Origin of the sequence: Actinoplanes sp. TBRC 11911, assembly GCF_012933445.1 — a bacterium.
Taxonomy (GTDB): domain Bacteria; phylum Actinomycetota; class Actinomycetes; order Mycobacteriales; family Micromonosporaceae; genus Actinoplanes.
Map to the genome: position 1 here is coordinate 121,058 of NZ_JABBNC010000019.1, position 12,299 is coordinate 133,356.

Annotated in this window: 10 protein-coding genes and 1 pseudogene; 10 read left to right on the forward strand and 1 reads right to left on the reverse strand. The window is 68.7% G+C overall.

The features are described from left to right. Position 1: 1 nt before the first annotated feature. Positions 2–2,980 (reverse strand): DEAD/DEAH box helicase, encoded by a 2,979-nt coding sequence (locus HH310_RS24660; protein WP_169178003.1) that lies wholly within the window; start codon positions 2,978–2,980, stop codon positions 2–4. A gap of 103 nt (positions 2,981–3,083) precedes the next feature. Between HH310_RS24660 and mqnC the strand changes: the two genes are divergently transcribed. The 10 genes and pseudogenes from mqnC (at position 3,084) to nuoF (ending at position 12,298) form a co-directional block, all read left to right on the forward strand. Then, positions 3,084–4,319: a cyclic dehypoxanthinyl futalosine synthase gene (gene mqnC / locus HH310_RS24665; protein WP_169178004.1), complete on the forward strand. Its 1,236-nt coding sequence runs from the start codon at positions 3,084–3,086 to the stop codon at positions 4,317–4,319. A 274-nt stretch (positions 4,320–4,593) separates the two neighbouring features. After that, positions 4,594–5,289: a demethylmenaquinone methyltransferase gene (locus tag HH310_RS24670; RefSeq protein WP_169178005.1), complete on the forward strand. Its 696-nt coding sequence runs from the start codon at positions 4,594–4,596 to the stop codon at positions 5,287–5,289. A gap of 49 nt (positions 5,290–5,338) precedes the next feature. After that, complete coding sequence (locus HH310_RS24675; RefSeq protein WP_169178006.1) at positions 5,339–5,611, forward strand: hypothetical protein; 273 nt, start codon at positions 5,339–5,341, stop codon at positions 5,609–5,611. A 98-nt stretch (positions 5,612–5,709) separates the two neighbouring features. Further along, positions 5,710–7,005: a geranylgeranyl reductase family protein gene (locus tag HH310_RS24680; protein ID WP_312034296.1), complete on the forward strand. Its 1,296-nt coding sequence runs from the start codon at positions 5,710–5,712 to the stop codon at positions 7,003–7,005. Positions 7,006–7,126: 121 nt separating this feature from the next. After that, the gene (locus tag HH310_RS24685) at positions 7,127–7,492 is read left to right on the forward strand and encodes an NADH-quinone oxidoreductase subunit A (RefSeq protein ID WP_211192568.1); all 366 of its coding nucleotides are present in this window, start codon (positions 7,127–7,129) and stop codon (positions 7,490–7,492) included. Between the two features lie 6 nt (positions 7,493–7,498). Then, positions 7,499–8,167, forward strand: coding sequence for an NADH-quinone oxidoreductase subunit B family protein (locus tag HH310_RS24690; RefSeq protein WP_169178007.1), 669 nt, complete (start codon positions 7,499–7,501; stop codon positions 8,165–8,167). A 2-nt stretch (positions 8,168–8,169) separates the two neighbouring features. After that, positions 8,170–8,898 (forward strand): NADH-quinone oxidoreductase subunit C, encoded by a 729-nt coding sequence (locus tag HH310_RS24695; RefSeq protein ID WP_169178049.1) that lies wholly within the window; start codon positions 8,170–8,172, stop codon positions 8,896–8,898. After that, on the forward strand, positions 8,895–10,220 hold the full coding sequence (locus HH310_RS24700) for an NADH-quinone oxidoreductase subunit D (RefSeq protein WP_169178008.1): 1,326 nt from the start codon (positions 8,895–8,897) through the stop codon (positions 10,218–10,220). Before HH310_RS24695 ends, HH310_RS24700 begins: the two co-directional genes overlap by 4 nt. Then, positions 10,221–10,928, forward strand: a pseudogene (gene nuoE, locus HH310_RS24705) (NADH-quinone oxidoreductase subunit NuoE); the annotation flags it as partial. Between the two features lie 53 nt (positions 10,929–10,981). Then, complete coding sequence (gene nuoF, locus HH310_RS24710) at positions 10,982–12,298, forward strand: NADH-quinone oxidoreductase subunit NuoF (protein WP_169178010.1); 1,317 nt, start codon at positions 10,982–10,984, stop codon at positions 12,296–12,298. Position 12,299 lies beyond the last annotated feature (1 nt).

The window sequence follows — 12,299 nt, forward strand, 5'->3', positions numbered from 1 at the left end:
CTCAACGCACCGCCGAGGGGTCGAGGGAGAACAGCTCGCGCAGCTGATCGGTGTTCAGGTCGGTGATCCAGTCCTCGCCGGTGCCGACGACCGACGCGGCGAGGGCCTTCTTCCGCTCGATCATCGCGTCGATCTTCTCCTCCAGCGTGCCGGTGCAGATGAATTTCCGGACCTGCACGTCGCGGGACTGCCCGATGCGATAGGCACGGTCGGTGGCCTGGTCTTCGACGGCCGGGTTCCACCACCGGTCGAAGTGGACGACGTGGTTCGCGGCGGTCAGGTTGAGACCGGTGCCCGCGGCCTTCAGCGAGAGCAGGAACAGCATCGGCTCGTCGTCGTTCTGGAACCGCTCGACCATCTCGTCGCGCCTCGCCTTGGACAGTCCACCGTGGAGCCACAGGACCGGCCGGTCGACGCGCGCTTCGAGGTAGGGCTGCAGCAGCGAGCCCCATTCGGCGTACTGGGTGAAGATCAAGGCTTTGTCGCCGTCCTCGATGATCTCCTCGGCCAGTTCCTCGAGGCGGGCCAGCTTGCCGGACCGGGCGGGCAGGCGCGAACCGTCCTTGAGCAGGTGCGCGGGGTGATTGCAGACCTGCTTGAGCTTGGTCATCGCGGCGAGCACGTTGCCGCGGCGCTGGATGCCCTCGCTGCCCTCGATCTCGGACATCATGTCCTCGACCACCGCCTGGTAGAGCGTGCCCTGCTCGGGCGTGAGCGTGCACCAGACCTTCATCTCGTTCTTCTCCGGCAGGTCCGAGATGATCGTCTTGTCGGTCTTGAGGCGGCGCAGCACGAACGGGCCGGTCGCGCGTTTCAGGGCGGCCGCCGCGTCCTCGTCCTGGCGGACCTCGATCGGCTCCTGGAACCGGCGGCGGAACCGTTTCGCCGGCCCGAGCAGGCCCGGGTTGCAGAAGTCCATGATGGACCAGAGCTCGGCCAGGTGGTTCTCCACGGGCGTACCGGTCAGGGCCAGCCGGGTGCGCGCCGGCAGGGTGCGCACCGCCTGCGACTGCCGGGTGCCGCTGTTCTTGATGGCCTGCGCCTCGTCGCAGACGACCCGGCCCCAGGCGATGTCACGCAGCGTTTCCAGGTCGCGGGTGGCGGTGCCGTACGTGGTCACGACCAGATCGGCCTCGGCGACCGCCGTCCGGAACTCGTCGTCGCGCTTGCGGGTGCCGCCGTGGTGGACATAGACCCGCAGGCTCGGCGCGAACCGGCCGGCCTCCTTGAACCAGTTGCTGACCAGCGACATCGGGCAGACCAGCAGCGTCGGCGCGACCGGCTCGGCACCGGCTCGCTCGGCCAGCAGCAACGACAGGGTCTGCGCCGTCTTACCCAGGCCCATGTCGTCGGCGAGGATGCCGCCCAGCCCGAGCCGCGCGAGGAAGTGCAGCCAGGACAAGCCGCGTTCCTGGTACGGCCGGAGCAGCCCGTGGAAGGTCGCGGGTGTCGGCACCGGCGCGAGCCGTTCGGCGGCCTGACCGGAGAGCAGATCGCCGAGCATGCCGTCGGCGTCCACCTCGACGATCGGCAGATCCTCCTCGCCGCCGTCCACGACCTGCTGTAACACGTCGCCCGCGGTCAACTCGCCCGTTCGGCGCCGGTCGACCGCCTTGAGGGCCGCGCGGAGCTGCCGGTCGTCCAGCTCGACCCACTGGCCGCGTACCCGTACCAGCGGCACCTTGAGCCGGGCCAGCTCGGCCAGTTCCTCGGGCGTCACCACGCCGTCACCGATCACCAGGTCGAGACGGAAGTCGACAAGTTGCTCCAAGCCGAAGCCGGAGCTGCCGACCGCCCGGGACGCCCCTTTACGCGATCTGCTGGTGAGCTTCAGGCCGACGCTCTTGCGGCCGGCCCAGGCGGGCAGCTGCACCCCGAAACCGGCCGCCTGCAGCAGCGGGGCCGCCTGCCGCAGGAACTCGTGCGCCTCCCCGGTGTCGAGATCCATCGCCGCGGGTTGCTGGTCGCGCAGGGCCACGTGCAGCAGCGGGAACAGCCGGACCGCGCGGCCCAGCCCGGCCAGCAGCGTCTCGTCCGGTCGCGCCGGCAACCCGGGGAACCGGCCGCCCGCCCAGACGTCGCCGGCCGGCAGGTACAGCGACGGGTCCTCGGCCGATTGCAGGGCGAACTCGAGCCCCCAGGCGTCCGCGTCCGGTGGCGGCTCGGTCAGGCGGAAACTGACCCGGTTGGGCCCGTTCGCCTCGTACGCCGCGCGCATCCAGTCGCCGAGCGCCTGACCCAGCTCACGCACCTCGTCCGGCCGCGCGCCGGGCAGTGCCGGGTCATCCGCGGTGAGCGCCGTGATCCACCTGTCCGGCAGCGGCGCCTTCGGTCCGGCGCGGTGCCCGAGCAGGATGCGTTCCGGCATCACCGTGCGGGCGGCCGCGTCGACCAGGGCGTCGAGGGCGTCGTGCAGCGTGCGCGAGACATCTCCGCCGATGGCCCGCACGACCGGGGGCATGGCGGCGGCGAAGTCGCGGTAGGTCGCGGCGTCCGCACCGGTCAGCACCGGGCGCCAGCGAGCGGCCGGGACGCCGTCCTCGCTGACCAGCTGCGGCAGCATCCGGCCGCGTTTGGCCAGGTCGCACGCGTGCCCGGCGAGGACCGCGAGGTAGCGCACCGAGGCGGCGGCGATCCAGCCGTCCGGCTCGGCCAGCGCGCCCAGCGTCGCGAGCGCCTCGCCGGCGGGCACGAGCAGGGCCGGAACGGTCCAGGTGGTGAGCTTGACCGAGCGGCGCGACGTTTCGATCCCCGTATCGGGGGACGGCAGCGGGCCACGCGCGGTGCCGGGCAGGTGGAGATCGAGCGTCGCCGGGGTGGCCTCGATGCCGGGCAGCGCCGCGAGCAGTTCCGCGGTCGTTCCCGCGAACGGATGGGCCCGTGACCTGGTGGTGAGTGGCAAGGACGGCTGCTCGGCCCAGAGCGCGAGCGACCCCGGCCGGTCCGCGCCCGGCAACCAGCCACCGTGTACGACGAGCACACTCACCCCCAGTTAAGACGCATCGAGAGTAGCCATGTTCAGGAAGATCGCCGGTGACCCTCACCGCTGACGGTGGATGTCGCCGGGACGTAGGCTGATCGGCGTGGCGGCGAACACTGAGATCGACAGCATTCTGGCGCGCGGAGCCGACGGCGGGCGGATCACGCCCGAGGAAGCCCTCCTTCTCTACACCGAGGCGCCCTTGCACGGGCTCGGCGAGGCGGCGGACGCGGTCCGGCGACGGCGCTATCCGGACGGCATCGCCACCTACCTGATCGATCGCAACATCAACTACACGAACGTCTGCGTGACGGCGTGCAAGTTCTGCGCCTTCTATCGCGCGCCGAAGCACTCCGAGGGCTGGTCGCACCCGATGGAGGAGATCCTGCGCCGGTGCGGCGAGGCGATCGACCTCGGTGCCACCCAGGTGATGCTGCAGGGCGGCCACCACCCGGACTACGGCGTCGAGTATTACGAGGAGCTCTTCTCCACGGTCAAGCAGACGTATCCCGACCTGGTCATTCACTCGATCGGGCCGAGCGAGATCCTGCACATGGCGAAGGTCTCCGACGTCTCGATCGAGGAGGCGGTCCTGCGGATCAAGGCCGCCGGGCTCGACTCGATCGCCGGGGCCGGCGCGGAGATGCTGCCCGACCGCCCGCGTAAGGCGATCGCCCCGCTCAAGGAGACCGGCGCCCGCTGGCTCGAGGTCATGGCGGTCGCGCACCGCAACGGCCTGTCCTCGACGGCGACCATGATGATGGGCACCGGCGAGACGAACGCCGAGCGCATCGAGCACATCCGGATGATCCGCGACGTGCAGGACCTCGCGGTCGCCAACGGGTACGCCGACGACGCCGTCGAGTCCGGCCACGAGGTGGGCGGCTTCCGGTCCTTCATCCCGTGGACGTACCAGCCGGAGAACAACCACCTGAAGGGCCGCACGCAGGCCACCACTCTGGAGTATCTGCGGTTCATCGCGGTGTCCCGGCTGTTCTTCGACAACGTCGCCCACCTGCAGGCGTCCTGGCTGACCACCGGCAAGGACGTCGGTCAGCTCGCGCTGCACATGGGCGTCGACGACCTCGGCTCGATCATGCTGGAGGAGAACGTGATCTCCTCGGCCGGCGCCCGGCACCGCTCCAACCTGCACGAGCTCATCTGGATGATGCGGACCGCGGACCGGATCCCGGCCCAGCGCGACACGGTCTACCGGCACCTGGCCGTGCACCGCACCCCGGCCGACGACCCGACCGACGAGCGCGTCGTCTCGCACTACTCGTCCATCGCGATGCCCGGCGGCGGCGCCAAGTCCTTGCCGTTGGTCTCGGCCAAGTAACAAACTCAACCGTTCGGGCAGGTGCGGGGCGCTGAACCGACGAGGGCCGGTTGCTCCTTCGTAACGAGCGGCGTGAACCTCTGTACCACCCCGTCGTGGCTGGTTACGTTGCCATTCGTAAGGCCTGAGAACTTCCTGGAGCGGAACCGGGGCGCAAGCCTCCGGGGACGGTCGCGGACCCGACCGATTGCGGTCGTTTATATAACGCACAAAGAGCGGGCGAGATGGGTGACCATCTCGCCCGTTTGGTTTCCGCAATGGCAGAGTGGTTCGTGTGACGCGCGCAGATCTGGGCAAGCAGCCGCATGAGGTCGCCGAGATGTTCGACGGTGTGGCCGAGCGGTATGACTTGACGAACACGGTCCTCTCCTTCGGACAGGACCGGGGCTGGCGGCGGGCTACCCGGGCCGCCCTCGCGCTGCGCCCGGGCGAGCGGGTGCTGGACGTCGGCGCCGGCACCGGGGTCTCCACCGAAGAGCTGGGCCGCTCCGGCGCGTTCGCGGTCGGGGCCGACCTGTCGATCGGGATGCTGAGCGCCGGCCGGCGAGTCCGGCCGGACGTTCCGTTACTGGCCGGCGACGCGTTGCGACTGCCGTTCGCGGACGCGACCTTCGACGCGGTGACCATCTCGTTCGCCCTGCGGAACGTGGTGGACGTCGAGGGTGCGCTGCGCGAGTTCGGCCGGGTGACCAGGCCGGGCGGCCGTTTAGTTGTTTGTGAGTTCAGCCACCCGGTAAATGTGGCATTTCGCACGGTTTACCTGCAGTACCTGATGCGGTCGCTGCCCGCCGTGGCGCGCGGCGTGTCCAGCAACCCCGACGCGTACGTCTATCTCGCCGAATCCATCCGCGCCTGGCCCGACCAGCACGGACTGGCCGCGCTGATCACCGGGGCGGGGCCGTGGGCGCGGGTCGGCTGGCGCAACCTGACGGGTGGAATCGTCGCCCTCCATCGCGCTACCAGGGGATAAATCGGGCAAAACGCCGCATGTGCGAGGGATCTCCTGTTTTGCTCACCACATGACGACCTTCGGGCAGCTTGAGGACACTGATATCGACATCGCAATCGACGATCAGGAAGCCGGGGAACGTCGCAGCATGGAGCTCGCCACGAGGATCCGGTTGGTTGCGGCAGAAGACCCGGAGTTGGCCCAAGACCTGGTAGATGAGCTGATCGTCGCGCTTGACCGGGCGATGGGCGGTACGTTTCGGGAATACCTGGACGGAGATGCCCGCGAGGTGGCCGAGCGGGCGTTGTCAGAGAACGGATCGGTACCGGCGCGAACCAGTTAGGGTTCCCTAACCCGAACGGGTTTCGATGGCCGTCTTAGACTCCGATCTGGGCGGGCTTGTGAACAGTTTCACGAGCGTGCGCGAGACGGAGGTGCGCCGTGGACAACCCAACAGAGACCGGGCCCATCGCCGACGAAGCCGATGTGATCGTCGTCGGCGCGGGGCCGGGTGGATCGGCCGCGGCCTATCACCTGGCGCGGCACGGTGTTCGGGTGCTGCTGCTGGAGAAGACCCAGTTCCCGCGCGAGAAGGTGTGCGGTGACGGGCTGACCCCACGGGCGGTCCGGCAGCTGGTCCGGATGGGTGTGGACACCTCGGAGAAGGCCGGCTGGCTGCACAACCGGGGGCTCCGGGTGATCGGTGGCGGCGTCCGGCTCGAGCTGGACTGGCCCGACCTGGCGAGTTTCCCCAACTACGGCCTCGCCCGCACCCGGCTGGACTTCGACGACCTGCTCGCTCAGCGCGCGGTCGAGGCGGGCGCGTTGCTGCGTACCGGCGTGAACGTGACCGGCCCGGTGCTGGACGCCGACGGCAACGCGATCGGCGTCACCGCGCGGGTCGGCCCCGGTAAGGAGCCGGTCGAATACCGCGCGGCCCTGGTCATCGCGGCCGACGGCGTCTCCGGCAAGCTGCCGCTCGCGATGGGCCTGGCCAAGCGGGACGACCGGCCGATCGGTGTCGCGGTCCGGCGCTACTACCGCTCCGCGGCCCGCGCCGACGACGACTACCTGGAGTCCTGGCTGGAGCTGCGCAGCGCCAAGGACCCGGACCGGCTGCTCCCCGGCTACGGCTGGTTGTGGCCGGTCGGTGACGGGCTGGTCAATGTGGGCCTCGGCATCCTCAACTCGTCCAGCGCCTTCGGCAAGACGAACTACCGCACGCTGCTCACCGACTGGCTGGCCACCACGCCGGCCGACTGGGGCATGCGCGACGAGACCAACGCGGACGGGCCGATCCTGGGCGCCGCGCTCCCGATGGGCTTCAACCGGGTACCGCACTACACGCGGGGCATGATGCTCGTCGGTGACTCCGGCGGCATGGTCAACCCGATGAACGGCGAGGGCATCGCGTACGCGATGGAGTCCGGCGAGCTGGCCGCGGAGGTTGCCGTACAGGCGCTCGCCCGGCCCGCCGGCCCCGACCGCGAGCTGGCCCTGGGCGCCTACCCGACCGAGTTGAGCCGGCGTTTCGGCGGCTACTACCGGATCGGCGGGGTATTCGTGAAGTTGATCGGAAATCCGCAGATCATGCGGATCGCCACGAAGCACGGGCTGCCGCATCCGACGCTGATGCGGTTCGTGCTGAAGCTTCTGGCCAACCTCACGGACCCCCGTGGCGGCGACGCCATGGACCGCATCATCAACGGTCTGACCAAGGTGGCACCGGCGGTATGACTAGCAGGGTGACCCCGGTCGACGCAAGGCCGAATCGGATTAATAGTGTGAACCCGCTGAGCACCTACCCGGCGGAAGTCCGAGGCCAGGCCACAAACCAAGAAGTCGAGCAGGAGACGACATGACGATCAACCCCTACGTCCCGATCGTCGGGTTGCTGATCCTCGGGTTGCTGTTCGCGTTGTTCTCGGTGTCGATCGCGCCGATCGTCGGCCCGCACCGATACAACCGCGCCAAACTCGATGCGTACGAGTGCGGCATCGAACCCGCCCCGCAGCCGATCGGTGGCGGCCGTTTCCCGGTGAAGTTCTACCTGACCGCGATGCTCTTCATCGTCTTCGACATCGAGACCATCTTCCTCTACCCGTGGGCGGTGTCCTTCGGGTCACTCGGCGTCTTCGGGTTCGTCGAGATGGTTCTTTTCATCGTCTCCGTCTTCATCGCCTACACGTACGTGTGGCGGCGCGGCGGCCTCAACTGGGACTGATGTTTCATGGGAATCGAAGAGAAGCTCCCCGCCGGCATCCTGCTGACGTCCGTCGAGAAACTGTCCAACTGGGCTCGTAAGTCGTCCTTCTGGGGTGCGACCTTCGGGCTGGCCTGCTGTGCCATCGAGATGATGGCCGCCGGCGGCCCGCACTACGACCTGGGCCGATGGGGCATGGAGGTCTTCCGCGCCTCGCCCCGGCAGGCGGACCTGATGATCGTCGCGGGCCGGGTCAGCCAGAAGATGGCCCCGGTCGTGCGGCAGATCTACGACCAGATGCCCGAGCCGCGTTCGGTGATTTCCATGGGTGTTTGCGCTTCGTCCGGCGGCATGTTCAACAACTACGCGATCGTGCAGGGTGTGGACCACATCGTCCCGGTCGACATCTACCTGCCGGGCTGCCCGCCGCGGCCGGAGATGCTGATCGACGCCATCCTCAAGATGCGCGAGAAGGTCATGGCGGCACCGCTGGGCCCGAACGGCAAGAAGATGCTCGAGGCCCGCAAGGCCGCCGGCCAGATGCCGATCGTCGCGCCGGGCGCGATGCCCTCCTCGTACCGCGTGGACAAGGCCCGCCGGGCCGAGTGGACGCAGGCGGTCATCGAGGGCCGCGAGGAGCAGCTGCGCATCGAGAACTGGATGAAGCTGCAGCCGCACATGCGGGAGGGCAAGTGAGCATCGAACCGACTAACCCGGAACAGTCGACCGGCGGCGTGCCGGTCAACGCCGAGCCGGTCGGGGCCGACATCGACGCCCCGGCCCAGGTGCCGCCGAACCCCCGTAAGGGCATGTTCGGCATCACCGGCTCCGGTGACGTGTCCGGCTTCGGCGGCCTGGTGCGGCGCGCGCCCGAGGTGGTGAGCACCCCCAAGCCGTACGGCGGGTACTTCGACGAGGTCACCGATGCGCTCGAGGAGGCGTACCCGGGATTCGCCGACGCGATCGAGAAGGTCGTGGTGGACCGTGGCCAGCTGACGCTGCACATCAAGGCCGAGCGGATCGCCGAGGTCGCGCAGATCATGCGCGACGACGAGTCGCTGCGCTTCGAGCTGTGCTCCTCGCTGTCGGCCGTGGACTACCTGAACAGCGACCCGCGCCGGTTCCACGTGGTCTACGAGCTGACCTCGATGACCTACCGCCGCCGGGTGCGGCTCGAGGTCGCGGTCGCGGACGGCGTCACCGTGCCGAGCGTCACGAGCGTCTACCCCACCGCCGACTGGCACGAGCGGGAGACGTACGACATGTACGGGGTCATCTTCACCGGCCACCCCAACCTGACCCGGATTCTCATGCCGGACGACTGGGAGGGCCACCCCCAGCGCAAGGACTATCCGCTCGGCGGCGTGCCCGTCGAGTACAAGGGTGCCGAAATTCCGCCACCTGACCAGCGGAGGGTCTACCAGTGACTTCACCGGGTTACGCAACCGAACGAGAGACCACCGAGGGTCGCGTCTTCACCGTCACCGGCGGCGACTGGGACACGATCACCAATAACATCGACCCGCTGAGCAACGAGAAGATCGTTGTCAACCTGGGTCCGCAGCACCCGTCGACGCACGGCGTGCTCCGGCTCGTGCTCGAGCTCGAGGGCGAGAAGGTCACCGAGGTCCGCCCCGTCATCGGGTACCTGCACACCGGTATCGAGAAGAACCTCGAGTACCGCAACTGGACGCAGGGCACCACGTTCGTGACCCGGGCCGACTACCTGGCGCCGCTGTTCAACGAGGCCGGTTACGTCCTCGCGGTGGAGAAGCTGCTCGGCATCGAGGACGAGATCACCGAGCGGGCGAAGACGATCCGGGTGCTCTTCATGGAGCTCAACCGGATCTCGTCGCACCTGGTCTGGCTCGGCACCACGGGCCTGGAGCTGGGCGCGATCTCGATGATGCTGTACGGCTTCCGCGAGCGTGAGTACATCCTCGACGTCTTCGAGGAGACCTCCGGCCTGCGGATGAACCACGCGTACTTCCGTCCCGGCGGCGTCGCCCAGGACATCCCCGACTCGGCCATCAAGAAGATCCGCGACTTCCTCGTCTACATGCCGAAGAAGCTCAAAGAGTACGAGGCCATGCTCAACGGCCAGGTGATCTGGCACCAGCGGACCCAGGGCGTCGGTGTCCTCGACGTCACCGGCTGCCTGGCGCTGGGTGTCACCGGCCCGGTGCTGCGCGCCGCGGGCCTGGCCTGGGACCTGCGCAAGACCATGCCGTACTCGGGCTACGAGAACTACGAGTTCGACGTGCCGACCGCCACCACCTCGGACGTCTGGGGCCGCTACCTGGTCCGGATCGCCGAGATCCGGGAGTCGCTCAAGATCGTTGAGCAGGCTCTGGACAAGCTCCGGCCCGGCCCGATCTTCGTCTCGGACAAGAAGATCGCCTGGCCCGCGCAGCTCGCGGTCGGGCTGGACGGCATGGGCAACTCGCTCGAGCACGTCGCGAAGATCATGGGTCAGTCGATGGAGTCGCTGATCCACCACTTCAAGCTCGTGACCGAGGGCTTCCGGGTTCCGCCGGGCCAGGTCTACGTCGGTATCGAGCACCCGCGCGGCGAGCTCGGGGTCCACGCCGTCTCGGACGGTGGCACCCATCCTTACCGCGTGCACATGCGGGACCCGAGCTTCGTGAACCTGCAGGCCATCCCCGCGATGGCCGAAGGCGCCCTGCTGGCCGACGTGATCGCCGGGGGCGCGTCTCTGGACCCCGTGATGGGTGGGTGTGACCGCTAAATGACCGACACAAATATCGACTTCTCCGAAGCGGCAGCACCGCTGGTAGAGAAGCTGCTAGCCCCCGCGCTCGAGATCATCGCTCGCTACCCCGCCGGTCGCGAGCGCTCGGCGCTGCTTCCCCTGCTGCACCTCGTGCAGACCCAGGAGGGCCACGTCAGCCCGAGCGGCGTCGCGTTCTGCGCCGACGTGCTGGGCATCAACAAGGCCCAGGTCGGCGCGGTCGCCACGTTCTACACGATGTACAAGCGGCGGCCCACCGGCGACTACCTGGTGAGTGTCTGCACCAACACGCTGTGCAACATGATGGGCGGTCAGCGGGTCTACGACGAGCTCTCCGAGCACCTCGGCGTCGGCCACGACGAGACCACCGCCGACGGCAAGATCACGTTCGAGCACGCCGAGTGCCTGGCCGCCTGCGACTACGCACCGGTGGTGACGGTCAACTACGACTTCGCCATCGACGAGGCGACGCCCGAGTCCGCGATCGCGCTGGTGGAGAAGCTGCGCAACGGCGAGCGCCCGGCGCCCAGCCGCGGCGCGCGCCTCGGCTCGCTCAAGGAGATGCAGCACCAGCTCGCCGGTTTCAGCGACGAGCGGGACGGCGCACTCGCCGACGGCCCGGCCGGCACGCCCACCCTGCGTGGTGTGACGCTGGCCCAGCAGCACGGCGTCGCCGTCGCGAATTTCAACCCGGACACGCCGATCGCCAAGACGAAGCCGGCGCGCGAGGGTGGCAACACCGGTAACGAGGTGAAGAAGTGACGCAGCCCAGCTCCGAGGTTCTCCAGAAGCTCACTCCCGTCCTGACGAAGCGCTGGCTCTCGCCGGATGCCTACAAGATCGACGTCTACCAACGACTCGACGGCTACGCGGCCCTGCGCAAGGCGCTCGACGTGCACCCCGACGACCTGATCCAGCTGGTCAAGGACTCGGGTCTGCGCGGTCGCGGCGGTGCGGGCTTCCCGACGGGTCTCAAGTGGGGGTTCATCCCGCAGGGCGACGGCAAGCCGCACTACCTGGTGATCAACGCCGACGAGGGCGAGCCGGGCACCTGCAAGGACCTGCCGCTGATGACCTACGACCCGCACTCGCTGATCGAGGGCGCGATCATCGCCTCGTACGCGATCCGGGCGAACCAGGCCTTCATCTACATCCGCGGCGAGGCGGTGCACGCCGCCCGCCGGCTCCGGGCCGCGGTCGACGAGGCGTACCGCAAGGGTTTCCTCGGGCGCAACATCATGGGCTCCGGCTTCGACCTGGACCTGGTGGTCCACAGCGGCGCCGGCGCGTACATCTGTGGCGAGGAGACCGCGCTGCTGGACTCGCTGGAGGGCTTCCGCGGCCAGCCCCGGCTGCGCCCGCCCTTCCCGGCCATCGCCGGCCTGTACGCGAGCCCGACCGTGGTGAACAACGTGGGCACCATCGCCAGCGTGCCGTACATCGTGCTGGGCGGCGCCGACTGGTGGAAGAGCATGGGCACGGAGAAGTCGTCCGGCCCGATGATCTACTCGCTGTCCGGCCGGATCGCGAATCCCGGCCAGTACGAGTGCGGGCTGGGCATCACGCTGCGGGAGCTGATCGAGCTGGCCGGCGGCATGAAGCCCGGCCACCAGCTGAAGTTCTGGACGCCGGGCGGCTCGTCGACGCCGCTGCTGACCGCCGAGCACATCGACACCCCGATGGACTTCGAGGGCGTCGCGGCGGCCGGGTCCCTGCTGGGCACCACGGCCATGCAGATCTTCAGCGACCAGGACTGTCCGGTCTACGCGACCTGGCGGTGGCTGGAGTTCTACCACCACGAGTCGTGCGGCAAATGCACCCCCTGCCGCGAGGGCAACTACTGGATGACCCGCACGTACCGCCGGATCCTCTCCGGCGAGGGCACCTACCAGGACCTGGACACCCTGATGGACACCGCCGACAACATCTTCGGCCGGTCGTTCTGCGGTCTGGGCGACGGCGCCGCGACTCCGGTCATGTCGACGCTGAACTACTTCCGCCAGGACTACCTGGACTACATCGAGGGCCGGACCGCCCCGCGGCTGTCCAGCAAGGCCCTGGTTGGAGCGCACTGAT